Source organism: Vibrio sp. 10N.247.310.23 (assembly GCF_041467155.1).
Lineage (GTDB): Bacteria > Pseudomonadota > Gammaproteobacteria > Enterobacterales > Vibrionaceae > Vibrio > Vibrio crassostreae_C.
Map to the genome: position 1 here is coordinate 73,148 of NZ_JBFSTZ010000006.1, position 20,096 is coordinate 93,243.

The 20,096-nt window shown below is 45.1% G+C and carries 16 protein-coding genes; 9 read left to right on the plus strand and 7 right to left on the minus strand.

Going from position 1 to position 20,096, the window contains the following annotated elements; all coding sequences use genetic code 11:
* Positions 1 to 54: 54 nt before the first annotated feature.
* Complete coding sequence (gene tatC / locus AB6D93_RS06305; protein ID WP_017060156.1) at positions 55 to 810, plus strand: twin-arginine translocase subunit TatC; 756 nt, start codon at positions 55 to 57, stop codon at positions 808 to 810.
* Positions 811 to 1,098: 288 nt separating this feature from the next.
* Here tatC and AB6D93_RS06310 read toward each other — a convergent pair whose 3' ends face one another.
* Complete coding sequence (locus AB6D93_RS06310) at positions 1,099 to 1,860, minus strand: TatD family hydrolase (RefSeq protein ID WP_102332589.1); 762 nt, start codon at positions 1,858 to 1,860, stop codon at positions 1,099 to 1,101.
* Between the two features lie 208 nt (positions 1,861 to 2,068).
* On the opposite strand from AB6D93_RS06310, the gene hemB reads away from it, so the two are divergent.
* The 3 genes from hemB (at position 2,069) to polA (ending at position 7,101) form a co-directional block, all read left to right on the plus strand.
* A complete protein-coding gene (gene hemB, locus AB6D93_RS06315; protein WP_102332590.1) occupies positions 2,069 to 3,112 on the plus strand; it encodes a porphobilinogen synthase in 1,044 nt (347 codons plus the stop codon).
* Positions 3,113 to 3,188: 76 nt separating this feature from the next.
* Entirely contained in the window at positions 3,189 to 3,623 is a 435-nt protein-coding gene (locus tag AB6D93_RS06320; protein WP_017063054.1) for a GNAT family N-acetyltransferase, read from the plus strand.
* A 679-nt stretch (positions 3,624 to 4,302) separates the two neighbouring features.
* The gene (gene polA, locus AB6D93_RS06325) at positions 4,303 to 7,101 is read left to right on the plus strand and encodes a DNA polymerase I (protein WP_102332591.1); all 2,799 of its coding nucleotides are present in this window, start codon (positions 4,303 to 4,305) and stop codon (positions 7,099 to 7,101) included.
* A 507-nt stretch (positions 7,102 to 7,608) separates the two neighbouring features.
* Here the strand turns inward: polA and AB6D93_RS06330 are convergent.
* Both AB6D93_RS06330 and yihA read right to left on the minus strand, forming a co-directional pair.
* Positions 7,609 to 8,208, minus strand: coding sequence for a GTP-binding protein (locus AB6D93_RS06330; RefSeq protein ID WP_102332592.1), 600 nt, complete (start codon positions 8,206 to 8,208; stop codon positions 7,609 to 7,611).
* Positions 8,209 to 8,426: 218 nt separating this feature from the next.
* Positions 8,427 to 9,086, minus strand: coding sequence for a ribosome biogenesis GTP-binding protein YihA/YsxC (gene yihA / locus AB6D93_RS06335; RefSeq protein WP_017060162.1), 660 nt, complete (start codon positions 9,084 to 9,086; stop codon positions 8,427 to 8,429).
* 148 nt (positions 9,087 to 9,234) lie between these two features.
* Between yihA and AB6D93_RS06340 the strand changes: the two genes are divergently transcribed.
* The 5 genes from AB6D93_RS06340 (at position 9,235) to hemN (ending at position 13,838) form a co-directional block, all read left to right on the plus strand.
* Entirely contained in the window at positions 9,235 to 9,852 is a 618-nt protein-coding gene (locus tag AB6D93_RS06340) for a cytochrome c (RefSeq protein WP_012602993.1), read from the plus strand.
* Positions 9,853 to 10,409: 557 nt separating this feature from the next.
* Positions 10,410 to 11,048 (plus strand): class I SAM-dependent methyltransferase, encoded by a 639-nt coding sequence (locus AB6D93_RS06345; protein ID WP_010433503.1) that lies wholly within the window; start codon positions 10,410 to 10,412, stop codon positions 11,046 to 11,048.
* Positions 11,048 to 11,605: a Der GTPase-activating protein YihI gene (yihI, locus tag AB6D93_RS06350; RefSeq protein ID WP_017060163.1), complete on the plus strand. Its 558-nt coding sequence runs from the start codon at positions 11,048 to 11,050 to the stop codon at positions 11,603 to 11,605. Before AB6D93_RS06345 ends, yihI begins: the two co-directional genes overlap by 1 nt.
* A 6-nt stretch (positions 11,606 to 11,611) precedes the next feature.
* Positions 11,612 to 12,100 (plus strand): DUF2489 domain-containing protein, encoded by a 489-nt coding sequence (locus tag AB6D93_RS06355; RefSeq protein ID WP_017060164.1) that lies wholly within the window; start codon positions 11,612 to 11,614, stop codon positions 12,098 to 12,100.
* A gap of 346 nt (positions 12,101 to 12,446) precedes the next feature.
* Positions 12,447 to 13,838 carry an oxygen-independent coproporphyrinogen III oxidase gene (gene hemN, locus AB6D93_RS06360; RefSeq protein ID WP_102332593.1) on the plus strand — a complete coding sequence of 464 codons (1,392 nt, stop codon included), beginning with the start codon at positions 12,447 to 12,449 and terminating at the stop codon, positions 13,836 to 13,838.
* Between the two features lie 83 nt (positions 13,839 to 13,921).
* Here hemN and AB6D93_RS06365 read toward each other — a convergent pair whose 3' ends face one another.
* From AB6D93_RS06365 to AB6D93_RS06380, 4 genes are all read right to left on the minus strand, one after another.
* Positions 13,922 to 16,504, minus strand: a complete 2,583-nt coding sequence (locus AB6D93_RS06365) for a GGDEF and EAL domain-containing protein (protein WP_017063058.1) — start codon at positions 16,502 to 16,504, stop codon at positions 13,922 to 13,924.
* A gap of 108 nt (positions 16,505 to 16,612) precedes the next feature.
* On the minus strand, positions 16,613 to 18,016 hold the full coding sequence (glnG, locus tag AB6D93_RS06370) for a nitrogen regulation protein NR(I) (RefSeq protein WP_017059224.1): 1,404 nt from the start codon (positions 18,014 to 18,016) through the stop codon (positions 16,613 to 16,615).
* A gap of 121 nt (positions 18,017 to 18,137) precedes the next feature.
* Positions 18,138 to 19,214, minus strand: coding sequence for a nitrogen regulation protein NR(II) (gene glnL, locus AB6D93_RS06375; protein WP_019826501.1), 1,077 nt, complete (start codon positions 19,212 to 19,214; stop codon positions 18,138 to 18,140).
* A 168-nt stretch (positions 19,215 to 19,382) separates the two neighbouring features.
* Entirely contained in the window at positions 19,383 to 19,946 is a 564-nt protein-coding gene (locus tag AB6D93_RS06380; RefSeq protein ID WP_102332594.1) for a DUF4124 domain-containing protein, read from the minus strand.
* Between the last annotated feature and the right edge of the window lie 150 nt (positions 19,947 to 20,096).

The window sequence follows — 20,096 nt, forward strand, 5'->3', positions numbered from 1 at the left end:
CTGGATAGATACACGCGCGGCTCCTTTTCGATCTTCCTGTTTAAGAGGTTTGACATGTCTTCGACTGAGCAGACACAGCCTTTAATTAGCCACCTTCTAGAACTACGTAATCGCCTACTACGTGCGATTGTCGCGGTGCTAGTGATATTTGTCGGGCTAATTTATTTTGCTAATGATATTTATGAATTCGTATCAGCACCTTTGGTAGATCGTCTACCGGAAGGGGCGACGATGATCGCAACCGATGTTGCATCGCCATTTTTCACACCGCTGAAATTAACCTTGATCGCGTCTATATTCCTCGCGGTTCCGTTTATTTTGTATCAGGTGTGGGCTTTTGTTGCTCCGGGTTTATACAAGCATGAAAAACGCTTGATCATGCCGCTATTGGCTTCAAGTTCATTGCTGTTTTACTGTGGTGTGGCGTTCGCTTACTTTATTGTATTCCCGTTGGTATTTGGCTTTTTTACGGCCATATCATTAGGGGGAGTAGAGTTCGCAACCGACATCTCAAGCTATCTTGATTTTGTACTCGCGCTGTTCTTTGCTTTTGGTATTGCCTTTGAAGTGCCTGTTGCGATTATCTTGTTGTGTTGGACGGGGGCAACAACGCCTCAATCTCTGTCTGAAAAGCGTCCTTACATTGTGGTGGGTGCTTTCATCATCGGTATGATGCTGACACCACCAGATATGATCTCGCAAACACTGTTGGCGATTCCAATGTGTATTCTGTTTGAGATTGGTCTGTTTTTCGCACGCTTTTATACGCGTAAGCCAGATGCGGATGAAGAGGAAGAAGCTGAATCTTGATTCGGAATGCTTCAGTAAAAATCACATAATAAAAAAGCGGCCTAGGGCCGCTTTTTTATTATGTCTGTTTATCGAATCTTTAACTGATAGCCACAGTTCTGACATATATAGAGCTCTTTGATGCCCAAAATTTTATGCCATAGGGTTCGATGTTGACGTTGTAAGTGTTGTGAATGGTCACACATAATCAACTACCTCTATATGCAGGTGGTTGATACTATACATGTCACTTAGCTTTCTCAAATAAATTCAGGAAAAATCCGTAATAATTACTTATTAATAGATTTGTCATAAATTAAACAATGCCTTAGCATTTTTGGTGGTTATGTTTTCGACTTCTTCAAGGGTAATTCCGCGTAATTTGGCGATGCGTTTTGCTACTAATTCTGTGTAGGCTGGTTCATTGCGTTTACCGCGATTCGGTGTTGGTGCCAAGTATGGGCAATCTGTCTCTAGAATGACGTAATCCATATCGAGATGTGGGATCACCTTGTCCATCCCAGAGTTCTTAAAGGTCGAAACGCCGCCTAAACCTAAATGAAAGCCTAGCTCGTTGATCGCTTGAGCTTCCTCTAAGCTGCTACCAAAGCAGTGGAATACCCCGCGTAAGCTGCCATCTTGTTCTTTACGAAGTAGGGCAAGTGTCTCTTCAATGGAATCACGAGTGTGGATCACCACAGGTAGATCAAGCTCTTTTGCCCACTGCAGTTGAGTCACAAACGCCATCTCTTGTTCAGCCTTGAAGGTTTTATCCCAGTACAAGTCGATACCAATCTCACCCACGGCGATAAAGTCATGCTTATCAAACCAAGCTCGAATGGTTTTGAGGGTTTGCTCGATATTCGCATCCACATAACAAGGGTGTAAGCCCATCATTGAACGGCACACATCAGGAAACTGCGCTTCCGTTGCTAACATTGGTTCGATAGATTCTAAATCGATGTTCGGCAATAGAATGGTATCAATCCCTTGAGCCAGTGCGCGCTGCACAACTTGTTCGCGGTCTTCATCGAATTCACTAGCGTAAATATGAGCATGGGTGTCGATCATTGTTTTGTCCTGAAAGCGGTCTTTACTGAGTTGTCATGAGTATACGGCAGTGTGAGGAGAAGGTCATTTTTTGCCATTTATCCCTATTTTTGAGTGGGTTTCATATTTTACTGCTAGCGTCCTGAGCCATCAGTGATATGCTTTTGCCTGTATTTAGCACTTTTCATATCTAAGTATTTCGGTGCTTAGACTAGGCAAGGAGAATCTAGTGTCTGTTTCAATTCAAGGTCAATTCCCAGGTCGCCGTATGCGCCGTATGCGTAAGCACGACTTTAGCCGTCGCCTAATGGCAGAAAATCAATTGTCTGTGGATGATCTAATCTACCCAATGTTTATCCTGATGGGTAAAGACCGCCGCGAGCCTGTCGAGTCAATGCCAGGTGTTGAACGCTTGTCGATCGACTACATGCTTGAGGAAGCAGATTACCTGTCAAAGCTGGGTGTTCCTGCGATTGCTCTATTTCCAGTCGTGAACCAAGATGCTAAAAGTTTATGCGCAGCTGAAGCTAATAACTCAGAAGGTTTGGTGCAGCGCGCTGTACGTTTACTAAAAGAGCATGTGCCAAACATTGGCGTTATTACTGACGTAGCACTAGACCCGTTCACCACTCACGGCCAAGACGGCATCATCGATGAAGACGGTTACGTGATGAATGACGAGACGACTGAAGTCTTGATCAAGCAAGCATTATCACACGCTGAAGCGGGTGCTGACGTAGTTGCCCCATCGGATATGATGGATGGTCGCATTGGTAAGATCCGTGAAGCGTTAGAAGAAGCGGGCCATATTCATACTCAGATTATGGCGTACTCTGCAAAATATGCATCGTGCTACTACGGCCCATTCCGTGATGCAGTTGGCAGTGCTTCGAACCTGAAAGGTGGTAACAAGAAGAACTACCAGATGGATCCAGCCAACAGCGATGAAGCGATTCATGAAGTCGCGATGGATCTTAATGAAGGTGCGGACATGGTGATGGTGAAACCAGGCATGCCTTACCTTGATATTGTTCGTCGTGTTAAGCACGAACTGCAAGCGCCTACGTTTGCTTACCAAGTATCTGGTGAATACGCGATGCACAAAGCGGCGATTCAAAACGGCTGGCTGAAAGAGCGCGAAACCGTCATGGAATCACTGTTGTGCTTTAAGCGTGCTGGCGCTGATGGCATTCTTACTTACTTCGCTAAAGATGTCGCAGAGTGGCTTGCTGAAGATAACGCACAAGCTGCTGAGCATTTAAAAGAAAAGTAACCGTGTAGATCTCACTTAAGTGATCAGTAAAGGGTTGGCCATTGTGCCAGCCCTTTCGTTTATAAGGATGAATAAGATGTCAGTTGTCGTACGTGAAGGTTCTTTAGAAGAAGTGGTGTCTGTGGTCGAGCAGATCTCTGAGTTCGCTAAAAAAGAGAGTGTCGCTTCTCTGTCAGAGCGGCTGGCAGGGAAAAAGAGCCTTATCTTAGTGGCTGAAGAAGCTGGCGTGTTGCTTGGCTTTAAGATCGGCTATGAATTGGATCAAGATACTTTTTACAGCTGGTTTGGTGGCGTGTCACCGCTCGCGAGGAACAAAGGCGTTGCACAGGCGCAATTAGACGTTCAGGAACAGTGGGCGAAAGAGCAGGGCTACAGACAGTTAAAGGTTAAGTCTCGTAACCAGTTCCCTGCAATGTTGCGCCTGTTATTGAGAAACGGTTACCTAATCGAAAGATTTGAAGAAAAAGAAGACATTAATGACCATAGAATCCATTTTTTGAAGCAAATTTAAGCACTGCTGTTAACGGTTTATAAATCAAATGAGATTTATTATCATTTAATTATTGACTATTAAATGAGAATCATTATTATTAACTTCGTCTTAGGGAATGAGGAAATGTTCACAAGGATGTTAAGTACTCAAGTATCTACTTGGTTACCCAACAGAATTCTCGCGAACTTGTACTAAGTTCTTTTTGACACGACATTGCTCACATTGCTTCCAGTGTAATTTATAGCTTTTAGGTAAAGCTGTGGTATTCAATTTGAATGGCTTTACCGGTTTTTGCTAGGCGACATCTTCGGGTGTCGCTTTTTTTATACCTACCATTTCAACAAGATGCATATTTAGTGGCACGTATTTTTATGAATAAAACGCCATCAGCATTCTTTTCCACAACGCAAGATCGAGAAAAGATCGTTGATCATCTGTTCGATCTGTAAAATTATTCTTTATTTTCAGTTGTTTATTGGTGTTTTTTGAGTTGTTCACCTTAGTTCTCAACAGGGTGGATAAATAATATAAACAGAGTTATCCACAGAACGCTTGCGTCTAAGAACAAAAAATAACAACAAATCGATTATAACGAACACAACCGAGTGAACGGATACAGATCGACAACGTGGAATCCAACCAACAGACGTGGCATTCTTAACAGATAATTTCTGTACTTACTGGATACACAAACATTATGGCTCGTATTCCTGATAATCCATTGATTCTGATCGATGGCTCTTCTTACCTATATCGCGCGTTCCATGCTTACCCTGGCACAATGAGCAATGGTGATATCCCAACTAACGCTGTTTACGGTGTAGTTAACATGCTGCGCAGCATGATGCGTCAATTTGCTTCTGATCGTATTGCGGTAATTTTTGATGCGAAAGGAAAGACGTTCCGTGATGACATGTACCCAGAGTACAAGGCAAATCGTCCACCTATGCCTGATGATCTTCGTTGCCAGATTGAGCCTTTGCACAATGTGATTCGTGCAATGGGTTTGCCACTTATCTCTATTCCCGGAGTTGAAGCGGATGATGTGATTGGTACGCTAGCTTCTCAAGCATCTAAAGCGGGCATGCCGGTTTTGATCAGTACTGGCGATAAAGATATGGCGCAGCTGGTTGATGACAACGTTACTTTGATCAACACCATGACCAACGTGGTTATGGATCGCGAAGGCGTGATAGAGAAGTTTGGCATCCCACCTGAGCTGATTATCGACTACCTTGCACTGATGGGCGATAAAGTGGATAACATTCCTGGCGTTCCAGGTGTTGGTGACAAAACAGCAACTGCTCTACTACAAGGCATTGGTAGCATCGAAAAGCTGTATCAAAACCTGGATGATATTGCCGCTCTTGGCTTCCGTGGTTCAAAAACCATGGCTAAGAAGCTGATTGATAATAAAGACAACGCTGAGATGTCTTACGAGCTTGCAACGATCAAACTGGACGTCGAGTTAGAAGAGACACCTGAGTCGCTTGTAAAAGCACAACCAAATACGGATGAGCTGATTAAGCTATACGGTCAACTGGTCTTCAAATCTTGGTTGAACGAGCTACTTGAAGGCGGCAGCGGTGTGGTTGAGGCGGATGAGAAGTCGGGTGCAGTGCGCAGCAGCGAGGCATCAACTACATCTACTGTAGAAATGAACACCTCTGCAGTGACGATTGATCGCAGCAACTACGAAACCATCCTAGATGAAGCCTCTTTTAATGCGTGGCTAGAGAAACTGAAAGCGTCAGAGGTGTTTGCCTTTGATACTGAAACGGATAGCTTGGACTACATGGTGGCTAACCTTGTTGGTCTATCATTCGCAACCGAAGAAGGCGTTGCCGCTTACGTACCGGTTGCCCATGATTACCTAGATGCACCTCAACAACTCGACCGTGATTGGGTACTTGAACAGCTTAAGCCGATTCTTGAAGATGACGCACAGGCTAAAGTCGGTCAAAACCTGAAGTACGATATGAGCGTTTTAGCGCGCTACGGTATCGAGATGAAAGGCATCAAGCACGACACCATGCTAGCGTCTTATGTTTTTAATAGCGTTGGCGGCAAGCATGATATGGATAGCCTAGCGCTGCGTTTCCTTCAGCACAGCTGCATCTCATTTGAGCAAATCGCAGGTAAAGGTAAGAAGCAGCTTACTTTCAACCAGATTGAGCTGGGTGAGGCGTCTCCATACGCTGCAGAAGATGCGGACGTCACGCTACGTCTTCATAACCGTTTAATGGAAAACATCGAGCAAGACGAAAAGCTAAAAGCGATTTATGAAGAGATCGAAGTACCACTGATTCCAGTGATGTCTCGTATTGAACGCACAGGTGTATTCATCGACGACATGTTGCTAGGCGCTCAATCGCAAGAGATTGCGGTTCGTCTTGATGAGCTAGAGCAGAAAGCTTACGAGATTGCAGAGCAAGAGTTCAACATGAACTCACCAAAACAGCTGCAAGCGATCCTTTTTGAAAAAATGGGCTTGCCTGTTATCAAGAAAACGCCATCAGGCGCACCTTCAACCAATGAAGAAGTGCTGCAAGAACTTGCGCTGGATTACCCGCTACCTAAGCTGATCATTGAGTATCGTGGTCTTGCGAAGCTGAAATCAACTTACACCGATAAGCTGCCGAAGATGATCAACGCTGAAACGGGTCGTGTTCATACGTCTTACCACCAAGCGGTAACGGCGACGGGTCGTTTGTCTTCTACTGATCCAAACCTACAGAACATCCCAATTCGTAATGATGAAGGTCGTCGTATCCGCCAAGCATTCGTTGCACAGCATGGTTGGAAGATTCTAGCGGTCGATTACTCTCAAATTGAATTGCGTATCATGGCGCACTTATCGGGTGACAAAGCGCTTCTGGAAGCATTCCAACAAGGTAAAGATATCCACGCAGCAACTGCGGCTGAGATCATCGGCGTTAATATTGAGGATGTAACGACGGAACAACGTCGTCGTGCTAAGGCCGTTAACTTCGGTCTTATCTACGGTATGAGTGCCTTTGGTTTGGCTAAGCAGCTAGGTATTCCTCGTGGCGAAGCACAGCACTACATGGATACTTACTTCGAGCGCTACCCTGGTGTGATGCAGTACATGGAAGACACGCGCAGTGCTGCTTCAGAGCAGGGCTTCGTTGAAACCATTTACGGTCGTCGTTTGCACCTTCCTGAAATTCAATCTCGTAATGGCATGCGTCGTAAAGCTGCTGAGCGCGCAGCGATCAACGCGCCAATGCAAGGTACAGCGGCAGATATCATCAAGAAAGCGATGCTATTGGTTGATGAATGGATCCAAGCGGAAGGCGATGGTCGAGTTAAGTTATTGATGCAAGTACACGATGAATTGGTATTTGAAGTGGAAGAGTCAGCTTTAGCCGAAATTGAAAGTAAAGTACAACAATTGATGGAATCCGCGGCAGAACTAGAAGTGCCGCTTGTGGCGGAAGCTGGCCACGGTGATAACTGGGATCAAGCCCACTAATCAGTTTTTGACCTTATTAAGCAAATTAGTATGAGCCAGTGCACAAACACTGGCTTTTTTTTGTCTCGAATAAAGATAAGCTGTGAAAAGAACTTAGATGTTTTAATAAAACATTCATGAAAAAAAACTACAAAAATTGTTTTCATTTCTGAGCAATTGTTGTACATTAAATCTTGTAGGGTACAGAGGTAAGATGTTCTATCTTTCAGACCTTTTGTTTCACGTTATTGGATTAGGCTGATTCAGCCGCCCCAGTCAGTATTTGACTGGGGCGTTTTTTCTTGTGCGAAAGAAAAATATTTCCAACCTACCATTCCCCCGTAAAACCTCTCATTTTTAGTGCCTTTTATTACACTTTCTCAAGCACAGTGATAAGCCCCTGATTTGCCTTAGATCTGGAATTCGATCAGCTTTTGGTAATTTAAATCCGTCTCTAAGTCGATTGTTTTATCACTTGAAATAACTTTTATTTTACAAGTTATCGATAAAGGATTGATGGCTCACGCCTTATTTATCAGTGTATTGAGTCGGTGAATGCTCAATGTAATCCATGATTTTCTGTTGCTTCTCGGTGCTGTATTTCAGTGCTTCGGCGGTGATCTGGATGGATTGTGCCATCGAAGAGATATTGTTGGTCGCTTTTACCAAGGTTTGCTGCATGGGTTTCAGGATAAGCAGATAGATAGCGGTCAAAGCGATAATAATGACGGCGATAACGGCCGCTAACGCAATGATGATCTTGGTCTGAACATCATCCAACAGCATTTGACTGGTTTGTTTAAAGGCGAGTCGAGATTGGTCTAAGGCTTGTGGTAGTTGATTGAGTGATGTCTTGGTGGAGCTCGCAAGCTTATTGATGCTTTCAACGGTTTGATTGAGGGCTTGTTGCTGGTCGTCGCTTAGGTTGGGGTTGTTGACTATCGCCTGCAAAGATTGCGATATCACCTCAAGAGACTCACTCGCATCTTGGGCGTACTTTTCCATGCCATCGAGGTCTAAGGTCATATCGACATTGATCAGTGGGGCTTGTTCTTGTTCTGCTTCAGAGGCAAACCCTGTCAGTGAGACCAACATAAGTGCAATGATGGCCAATGGTGTTTTCCACATGAGTATTCCTTTCTCATTGTTCTGATTATTTAGATGTGTCTTTTAGTATGGTTCACTTCTATTGGTTTTAGTGGCTAAATCCGATTTTTAACACTAAAAACTTATGCTTAACTCACTCATTTTTGGGCAAAAAAATACCCCACCTATATAAGGAGGGGCATTGATAAGGCTAAATCACGTGTTGTAAGTGCTCTAACCTATAGCGATAAGTAGAGGAACTACTCTGAGTCGTTGTGCTCTTCGTCTGCTAACTCATCAATGATTTGATCAGCAAGCGCAGGCGCAAACCACTCATCCATCTTGGCACGCAGTTGGTCAACGCCGATGCCCTTCATTGAAGAGAAGACATCAACCGCAACATCACCACCGAAAGATTTTGCATCGTTACGGATTTTCAGTAGCTGTGCTTTACGCGCACCACTTTTCAGTTTGTCTGCTTTTGTTAACAAAACCTGTACTGGGATGCGGCTATCGATAGCCCAGTAGATCATTTGTTGGTCAAGGTCTTTCATTGGGTGACGGATATCCATCAATACCACTAAACCTTTCAGGCTTTCACGTCGTTGTAGGTATTCACCTAGCGACTTCTGCCATTTTTTCTTCATCTCAAGTGGTACTTGAGCAAAGCCATATCCAGGTAAATCGACGATATGACAACCGTCCGTTACCTTAAATAGGTTGATTAGCTGAGTTCGACCGGGTGTTTTACTGGTTTTCGCCAAGCTTTTTTGGTTTGTAACGCGATTTAGCGCGCTAGATTTACCAGCATTGGAGCGTCCTGCAAACGCAATTTCGATCCCTTCGTCTTCTGGTAAATGACGAATATCAGGTGCACTGGTAATGAAATGCGTGTTTTGATAATGAATTTTTACGCTCACTGTTAACTCCATCTCGACTTTGTGTAGTCGATTGATTACTTTTTTGTGAATTTGTGTAAAATAACCGTGCTCGGCATAAGGTCGCCTATTGTACCATGAGTGGCAACATAGAGTGGTACTGGAAGCTTGATAATTATAATGGAATGTCATGAAGAAATTAGCGCTAATTTTGAGTCTTTTAGCCAGCTGCTCAGTATGGGCTCAAGGTAGTATTGAAGCTGGTAAAGCCAAATCACAAACATGTGTTGCCTGCCACGGTGCTGACGGCAACAGCCTGATCACTCAGTACCCTAAGCTGGCTGGTCAACATGAGAAGTATCTAGAGAAGCAGTTAAAAGAGCTTAAGCTAGGTATGACAAGTGGTGGTAAGCAAGGTCGTTACGAACCTGTAATGGGTGCAATGGCGATGCCTTTATCTGAAGAAGATATGGCTGACCTAGCGGCATACTACGCCTCTTTACCTATCTCTAGTAACTCTACTCCTGAAAATGTAGTAGATGAAGGTAAGGTTCTTTACACAGCGGGTAACGCAGAACGCGGCGTAACGGCGTGTATTGCTTGTCACGGCCCACGTGGTAATGGTACCGAACTTTCTGGTTTCCCTAAGATTTCAGGTCAGCACGCAGATTACATCAAGGCTCAACTTGAAAAATTCCGCGATGGTGACCGTAATAACGACATGAATGCGATGATGCGTGATGTAGCTAAAAAGTTAACAGACGCAGATATTGATACCTTATCGAAGTACGTTGGTGGTTTACACTAATATGTCGGTTTCTTGCTCTTAGCCAGAGTAAAGAAATGTACGTTCGAGCGAGATTCAAGATACGCCCCGATCAGAAATGGTTGGGGCGTTTTCTTTTGTATTACTATTGTCTATGAGTGCCGTGTTCATATTTTATTTATCAATACGAGCTCAATTTGTGTACAAAAGTGTGAAGTCGCACTCTTGTAGTCTTTTTGTAACAAGGTAAAGTACCCGTCATCAGCTAGGAGCTGACTTAGATACGGATGGTCATCTAGTCTAACGGTATAGACAGAAACGGATCAGGCTAGGACAGCCCAGTAACAAGGTGTTAGAAAAGGATAGCCAAAACTCATCAGGACGATGAACAACAAACAAATTTGGCATGGAAAGCACCAATAACAAATGGAGATTTGTGTACCAAGTTGAGTATGCAAATTTTGGCCGATATAGGCAGATTTAGAGAGCGATAGGTTTTCCTATCGCTTTTTTTATTGATTTGATGAAAAAACACCCAATACCTCTCCACTATAAACTCAGTTTCTGGTATGTTTCGCATCCCTGTTTAAGGATGTGCTATGTATACTTGTCCCTTATGCCATCACCAAGGCGTGAATCACTATTTTGAAGACAAACGCAGAGCCTATCTGCAGTGTCAGCAATGTGAACTGGTATTTGTTAAACCTGAACAAAGGTTAGAAGCAAAAGAAGAAAAAGCACACTATGATCTCCATGAGAACGATCCTAGTGATGCAGGCTATCGCCGCTTTTTATCTCGCATCGCGGATCCACTAACAGACAAAATTTCATCTAACTCACACGGGTTGGATTTTGGTTGTGGCCCAGGCCCTACGCTATCTATTATGTTAGAAGAAGCCGGACACACCATGGAGTTGTACGATATCTATTACCACCCAGAACCCTCTGTGTTGGAAAAAACGTATGACTTTATGACTGCCACGGAGGTGATAGAGCATCTTTATCACCCAGACAAAGTGTGGCAGCAATGGTTGAATTTAGTTAAACCCAAGGGCTGGATTGGTCTTATGACTAAACTAGTAATAGACGTAGACGCGTTTGCTGGTTGGCACTACAAGAATGACCCGACACATGTCGTCTTCTTTAGTCGTCAAACATTCCAGTTTTTGGCAGAGCGGGATAAGCTCGAACTAGAATTTTTTGGAAATGATGTAATTTTACTGAGGAAAGTGCAGTAATGGGTCGTAGTAAGAAATCAAGAAAGCCGGGAGCACTTGGCGCTCCGGAGCCTATGGTTACTCGTAACCGTAGTGAATCTGATGTTGAAGGTCGTGAACGTAAGCGTGTTAAAAAGCGTAAAGGCCTTAAGTCTGGCAGCCGTCACTCAGATGGTAGCGAAGCAAAACAGCGTAAAGCTGCACAAGCTCGTGATCCACGTTTAGGCAGCAAGAAAAAAATTCCGCTGATCGTTGAACCAGCGAAGAAGCCGACTAAACAAGAGCGCAAGCTATCTAACGAACAAGAGTTAGAGATGCTTGAGAATGACGCTCAACTGAACACACTCCTAGATCGTATCGAAAATGGTGAAAACCTAGGTGCTGGTCTACAGAAGTTTGTTGATGAGAAACTTGATCGTATCGAACACTTAATGGGACGCTTAGGTCTACTAGAGCCAGAAGACGATGAAGAAGAGATCTTCGAAGAAGCACCGGTTGCCTCTAAGAAGAAAGCGAGCTCTGATGAAGACTTGCTATCTCAATTCGAAGATTTCGATTTAGACAGCTTTAAAGGTTAATAGCCAGTGAACGTAACCTTATTAGCAATTGCTGGTGGAATTATCATTCTCGGCTTGGGCTCTTACGCAGGTTACCTTCTACTTCAAGTGAAGAAGCAGACGGAGTTGCAAAAGCAGCATCAAGCACTAGCCATTGAAAAACGCAACGCGACGATTTACGAAAACGTAAATACTTTGTGCTTAGCGGGCATTCAAGGGCAATGTGACTTACCTGAGATCAGTATCCGAGTGTGTATCATTATGGATAATGTTCAGGGTGATGAGCGTGTCGATTTTGATTCTGAGTATCCTGCTCTTTCTGAGCTGTACCATATCGTAAAAGATATGGCTCGCGGAGAGGCAAGACAGGAACTGACGAAGAAAGAGCGCATGCAGCAGAATCTCACACGCCATAAGGCGGAGACTCGCTTGAATGATGCGGTCATTGAAGATTTGAAAAGGTTGCAGGAGAAGGTTAAGCCTCTCAATAACCAAATCAACATTCAGATGATCTAGTCACTAAGACTTTTAAATATAGAGGCTTGTTTAACATTCCGTTTTTAGATGCGCTGCTTTTAATACCTATGCATTTAAGACTTTTCATCTTAAATGCATCTTGTTTTTAAGTCGCCTTATCTTTTAATAGACAATGTTAAATGAGCCTTCTTACCTTTTGCGTCTCGTTAATCCCGACGCTTTGTTAGTGATCAAGCTAGCAGTTCTGAGTTTTTGTCTGAAAAATTGATTTTGTCTTGGAACGACCTTACTGGTCGTGTGGCAAAATAACCCGTCTATATTTTAATGTATGTAAAATGATTTGAGAGACCTTAGGTTCTCGCGGATCTAAATTGGAATTACCGCTATGTCGAGCAAGCCAGTAACAACGAATCAGCAAATCGTTTGGGATCAAGAGATCTTAAACAAGTACAACTATTCGGGACCTCGTTACACTTCATATCCAACAGCGTTGGAGTTTCATGAAGCGTTTACCGTCGCTGATTACGACATGGCGTGTACTCAGTACCCTGAGCGTCCACTCTCTCTTTACGTGCATATCCCGTTCTGTCATAAGCTTTGTTACTACTGTGGTTGTAATAAAGTCATTACTCGTCACTCGCATAAAGCGGATGAGTACTTAGATGTGATTGAACATGAAATCCGCCAGCGCGCCTCTTTGTTGAATGGCCGTGAAGTGACGCAATTGCACTTCGGTGGTGGTACGCCAACGTTCTTGACCAAAACACAAATTACTCGCTTGATGATGATTCTGCGTGAGGAATTTAATTTCACTGCTGACGCTGAAATCAGTATTGAAGTTGACCCGCGTGAGATTGAGCTAGACGTACTTGACCACCTGCGTAACGAAGGCTTCAACCGCCTGAGCATTGGTGTGCAAGACTTCAATAAAGAAGTGCAGAAACTGGTTAACCGTGAGCAAGATGAAGAGTTCATCATTGCGATGGTTAAACGTGCGAAAGAGCTAGGCTTCCGTTCAACCAACCTTGATTTGATCTACGGCCTACCAAAGCAGACTCAAGCTTTGTTCGCTGAAACATTGAAGCAAGTGTTAGAAATGAAGCCGGGCCGTTTATCGGTATTTAACTACGCACACATGCCTCAGCTGTTTGCGGCGCAGCGTAAGATTAAAGACGAAGATCTACCTGAAGCGAAAGAGAAAATGGCTATCTTGCAAGATACCATCGAGACGCTAACGGGAGCGGGTTACCAGTTCATTGGTATGGATCACTTCGCACTACCTGAAGATGAGCTAGCCGTAGCACAGCGTGAAGGTATTCTGCATCGTAACTTCCAAGGCTACACCACCCAAGGTGAAGCTGACTTAATTGGTTTCGGTGTTTCTGCGATTTCTATGGTTGGTGATGCTTACGCACAAAATCAGAAAGAGCTGAAGAAGTACTACGCTCAGGTGAATGACCTGCGTCATGCACTTTGGAAAGGTGTTGCTCTAGACAGTGACGACCTTCTACGTCGTGAAGTGATCAAGCAGCTGATTTGTAACTTCAAGCTTGATAAAACAATGATCGAATCTGAGTTCTCGGTTAACTTTAATCGCTACTTCAAAGAAGATTTAGAGCTTCTACAAACCTTCATCAACGATGATTTGGTTGAAGTCGATGACAAAGAAATCCGCGTTACTCTGCGTGGCCGCTTGCTGATCCGTAACATCTGTATGTGTTTTGATAAATACTTACGTGCAAAGGCTCGCCAGCAGCAATTCTCTCGCGTTATCTAATCGCTCGATAGAGAATAGAACAATAAAAAATGCCAGCATCATGCTGGCATTTTTGTATCTGACTCATTCGATTTCTGCCTGGTTTAGGTGAGACTCTCAGTGGTATTTTGTTTGACCTTGGCACTTTGCTTGGAGTTGATGAGGTCGGTAGGCCATTGGTCAAACGGAACTGGGCGACTGTATAAGAAGCCTTGAGCAAGCGGGCACTGCAGCTGCTTGAGAAGTTCAGCCTGTTGCTGTGTTTCAACGCCCTCTGCCACCAAGCTTACTTTGAAGCCCTTAGTGATGTTAACGATGGCCGCGACGATGGAGCTATCTAGGTTCTCTTTATCAAGTTTGCTGACAAAGCTGCGGTCGATCTTAAGGCAGTCGAATGGCAGTTTGTGTAAGTAAGCCAGTGACGAATAGCCGGTACCAAAGTCATCAATCGCAATTGATATCCCTAGTGCTTTTAGAGTCAGCATGTTATCGATGATGGTCGGGTCGTTGTCGACGATGCGTGATTCGGTGATCTCTAGTGTCAGGTTGCTTGCTGGCAGATTTGTGTCTCGCAACGTGCCTTTTACTTGTTCCACAAAGCCACTTTCACTCAGTTGATCGACCGACAGGTTAACGTGAATAGAGAAGTCCTTGCTCCACTTTCCTGATTCAATCGCGATGGCAGTATCTCGACACGACTTATGTAGAATTTGCTTGCCGATATCGTCAATGAGCCCGCTCTCTTCCGCGAGAGGAATGAACTCGAGTGGCGAGATCACCCCTTCATCCGTTATCCAGCGAGCTAAAGCTTCTGCTCCTATGGTCGAGCCAGATTCCAGATCAATAATAGGCTGATAAAACGGTTCGAACTGTTGAAGCTCAATCGCTCGGTTCATCCGCGCTAACATCTTGGTGCGATGTCTCGATGCTTTGCCCATTTCAAGGCTATAAATACAGACACTGGTTTTGTCTTGTTTCGCATTGCTCAATGCAATGCTGCTGCTGCGTAGCAGGAGTGTAATGTCGTGAAGATTCGAGACATTCACTATCCCCATCGATACCTTAATCACCACGCTTTCCGATTCCATTGAAAATGGGGAAGCGAAGGTTTGAAGTAAGCGGTTAGTCAGCAGCTGAACATCATCGCTTTGCGTTACGTTTGGCGCGTAGATGGCAAACTCATCACCACCAGTGCGAGCTAGTAGGTATTCGGATGGCAGTGTGCCTCTTAAACGAGCGGCCGCAATGATAAGTAGCTGGTCGCCATTGTAATGACCTAGGCTGTCATTGATGTCTCGGAAGCGATCAATACCAATCAAATACAGTGTGCCTTTTTCGTTGTCGGGGTGTTTCTTGGCAGCGTCAATAAAGCCTTCACGGCTGTATAGCTTGGTTAATGAGTCATAGGTAAGTTGAGACTGTAATGCATGAAACGAAGCCTTTAAGTTGTTGGTCATTTCATTGAATGACTCGACCAACATGCTGGTTTCATATATATGCCCTGTTTTTGGCATGCTCGCGTCCCAATCGCCCTTAGCAAGGCGTTTTGCCGCATCCGCTGTCGAGGTGATGGGTTGGGTTGCGCGATTAAAGGCAATTAATCCTGCAATGACCCCAATGCAGCTCAGTGCTAGCCCAAGCAACCAACTGTTTCTTTGATTTTCTGGCAATTCACCGAGCAGATTGCTTTCAGGGATCGACACCCCAATAAACCACGTGAGCCCGTGCTCATCTTCGTATGGGGTGATTTGGTTGAAGTAGCGTTCGTTGTCTAGGCTAAAACTAAAGCGCTGCTCGCCCAAATTCTCGATTAGGTGGAATTGCTCTACGTAGCTAGCACTCTCACGTATGACTGGATTAGCACTCTCTGTTGCTAGTTTGCGTTGCCCTTTGTTGGTTTGTCCTGTGCCCCATGAAACGACACTGCCTCCGCCTGAGTGCGCGACCAAGCGTTGCTGCTTATCGATGATGTAAACAGAGGCATCCGTTCTATCTTTGAGCTTTCTGAGAAACGCATTGAAGGTATTGATTTTGATGTCGCTGACTACGACGGCTTTGAATTCATTATCATCATAGATAGGCGCTAGAGCAGATAAGGTGATTTCTTGACGTTCGTCAGCATTGGCATAAATTGGTGACCATAACGGTTTTTTCTGTGTCGCAATGGGTGTGTACCAAGGACGGATTCTAGGATCGTAACCTGAAATCACCGATCGAATGTCTTCACTAATTTTGCTGCCACGGTAAATGACCAGCTGATCATTGGTGCGTTCGTCTTGCACCATCAAGGTGTAGCCTTTGTTGGCTTCTTTGCGGAAACCGACGTAGTTACCATCTTCAGAACCAAAGCCGATCGCATCGAGTTGAGGTACAGCAGTGTAATGGTCTGAAAACGTATAAAAAATATAGTCTTGGACCTTACTAAGATTGCCTGCTTGATAAAGATGGTGGTAGCCGATGTTATGGCTGAGCGAGAGGTTGGCGTGAAATGGCTTTTCTAAAAAATTAGACAGGCTTTGATGAACATTGTCAGTCAGTGATGTCAGCTGGCGTGCACTAACATCACTCACCATCTCTTTGTAGCTTAGCTTTTGAGTGAAAACCATTACACCCATAGTGAACAGAAAAATCATCACGAATGGCAGAACCACTGCGGTTCTCAAAGTAATTTGTGTTTTCAAAGACATCTTTAGCTACAACTTTGGTGAATAGTGTACTGTAATTGTACCGACACTATTCAAACCAAGCGACACTTTTTTGGTTAAAAAGTAGCTGCATCGAGAATCATATAAGGTCTAGTACAGTTCTTTGAGTTTACGAGTTAGGGTGTTTCTTCCCCATCCCAAAACCTTAGCTGCATCCTGTTTATGACCATTAGTGTGGTGGAGTGCAGCTTCTAGCAGTATACGTTCAAATTCTGGCAGAGCATAAGTTAGCAGCTCTTTTTCTCCTGAATCAAGCGCACACTTTGCCCAATTAGCGAGCAGTTGCTGCCAGTTATCTCCAGTTCCTGAGGTGGTCACCACTTTTTCTTCTAGCAGCTCTGGTGGCAGGTCTGAAGGAAGAATTTCGCTGCCGCTGGCCATCACGGTAAGCCAACGACAAATGTTTTCAAGCTGACGCACGTTACCCGGCCAATTGAGCTGGTTGAGCTTCAAAATGGTCTCAGGATGCAGTGTCTTCACTTCAACACCGAGCTCTTCGGCGGCGGATGCTAGGAAGTGATGAGTCAGCTTTTCAATGTCTTGTTTACGTTCGCGAAGTGCCGGGATATGGATTCGGATAACGTTGAGTCGGTGGAAAAGGTCTTCACGGAAGTCGCCTTCATGCACTAAGCGCTCAAGATCTTGGTGGGTTGCGGCAACGATACGAACGTCTACCTTAACTGCAGAGTGACCGCCGACACGATAGAACTGACCATCAGAAAGTACACGCAACAAGCGAGTTTGGATATCGAGTGGCATGTCACCGATCTCATCCAGAAATAGGGTGCCGCCGTTGGCTTGTTCAAAGCGTCCTTGGCGAACGCTGTTAGCACCGGTAAAGGCACCTTTTTCGTGGCCAAACAGTTCAGACTCGATCAGATCTTTGGGGATTGCTGCCATGTTCAAGGCAATGAAGGGCTTCTTAGCTCTTGGGCTGTGACGATGCAGAGCGTGAGCGACCAATTCTTTACCGGTACCCGATTCACCATTGATCAGCACGGATATGGATGAGCGAGACAAACGGCCAATCGCTCGGAAAACCTCCTGCATTGCCGGTGCTTCACCGATGATTTCTGGCGCGTTGGTGTCTTCAGCGACCTCACTGGCTTGTTCGCGTTTCTGCTCTTGGCTGTGCGCGATCGCTCGTTCGACTAGAGTCAGTGTTTCATCAATATCGAACGGCTTTGGAAGATATTCAAAGGCGCCTTTTTGATAAGCATTCACCGCCGCATCAAGGTCTGAGTGCGCGGTCATAATGATCACGGGCAGGTCGGGAGAGCGTTGATGAACCTGATGCAACAGCTCAATCCCGTCAATGCCGGGCATGCGAATGTCAGACACCAATACGTCCGGTGTCTCGCGCTCAAGCGCAAGCAACACGCTCTCAGCATCAGCAAATGTTTCACACTTAATATCCGCAGATGAAAGTGTTTTCTCTACTACCCAGCGGATAGAGCTGTCGTCATCGACGACCCAAACGTATCCCTTACTCATAATTCAATTCCTTTACAGCCAAATCTATTGTGATAATCATTGTTGTTTTTATGATCTCTTAATCTTTGTGTTACCGAGCTAAGCCTTTCATCTCGCTGTCCAATAGCGAGGTTCTTATGACCTAAATCGGTAGATAAATCGTGAATGTGGTGTTGCCTGGCCAGCTTTCAACATCAATTTTCCCATTGTGTTGATCGATCAGGTTTTGAGAAATCGATAGCCCCAGCCCTGTTCCACCTTCTCGTCCGCTGACCATTGGGTAAAACAGCGTGTCTTTTAAATCATCGGGGATGCCCGGACCGTTATCGCTGATCTCAATACGAGCCGCGAGTTTGTGTCGCTGCCCGTGAATATTTGCTTGATGCACCGTTCTGGTGCGAATGGTGATTTTGCCAGAATCTTGAGTCTTTAGAATCTGCGCTGCATTGCTCACGATATTGAGCATCGCTTGTTCAACCTGTGCCGAATCCATCAAGATGTCCGGTAGGCTCGGGTCGTAATCTCGTTCGATGGCGAGCGTTGAACCCGACTCGAGTTCCACGAGCTGTCTGACTTTCTCAAGTATCTGGTGTAGGTTCTCTTCTGACTTCGTCCCCGGTTTCTGAGGGCCAAGCAGGCGATCAACTAAAGCTCTTAGGCGGTCGGCTTGCTCAATAATGATCTGTGTATATTCATTAAGAGACTGATCAGGAAGCATTTTTCCAAGTAACTGCGCCGCACCTCTTAAGCCACCGAGTGGGTTCTTAATCTCATGTGCTAACCCGCGCACCAACAGCTTAGCTGCTTGTTGTTGTGCGTGTTGGTTGAGCTCTTGGCTGAGGCGTCTTTGTTGGTCTATCTTGCGCATCTCAACCAATAACAGCGTCTCTCGTTGCCAAGAGATTGGGCTAACCGTGACTTCAAGCATCAGTGGGCGGTTATCAACAACGAAGGTAACGTCACTGTCGGTAATGCTCTGGCCACTTTGTAGCGGTTGCGTCAACAGTGCCAAATCAAGTGAAGCGTGTTGGATAAGTTGGCTCAGTGGATGATCAACGATGCGTCGTGCGCTCTGTGAAAAGAGCTGCTCAGCGGCCGGATTGGCGTATCGGACATACAATTGCTCATCGAGCATCAATGTCGAAGTCACCATATTGTCGAGAATGGCGCTGGAAAGATGATGTGTATCTATGCTGTCGCTTTTGGCTGATCGATTCACTATTTCGTCCTTGAACTGGTGTTTTTCTCACTGCACCAAATTGGTGCGTGGCTAAGTTCAAGTATGGCGCATATCAACCAGAAGCTAAAGATAATTCATTAGAGTCGCTGAAAGCTGCTTCGATTAGGTGAAAAGTAGAGGTTATTTGGCCTCTTTTAACACATTGGCCTACTTGAGCGTCGCTCGATGTAAATACACGGTGACTGGACTAGTAGATGCAATAAGCTTGCCGCTTCTATGTGCTTGAATTGCAATGGTGTGAGTACCTCGATCGATACCTTTTAATTCCCAAATAGGTTGGGTCTGTGGGGCGCCATATCGACGGCCATCAAGCATCAATTGTAATTGCTCCCCAATACCAAGTTTTCGGTTGAGCTCTATCTGAATCGGGATTAAGCCGCGGTTGTTGCGAATGGTTTGATCATGAACTGGAGTCAGCATGGTGAGGGTTAATTGAGTGGGAACCTCGCGCTCTGTGGTTTCGGTTTCTGCCTGGGTTTTAGCTGGCGTTTTAGTTGTAGAGGAAGCTGCGGCGTCAACCGGAGTCGAGGCCTCAAATTTAGGGGCGGGTGCTGAAGCTTGCACATCTGGCAGGCGAAGAGCCTCGGCATCTTGAGCGCTAGGGTTATCACTAAAGTGGAGCACGCCATCTTCATCTATCCAGGTATACACCGTTTGAGCAGAGCACGAGAGCGCGACTGTTAACCCGATTAGGAACAGTATGTTTTTCATATCTTTAGCCTCTTTTCACCGCTAGGTGATTTCACGTTTGGCGTTGGTTTTATTGTATTTAGCGCGACAGCCTCTGAGGGCTTTTGTCTAAGGTATGGTACGAGGAAGCGGGGGGAGGGAGAATATAAAAAAGGCCCGCCTGCGAGGCGA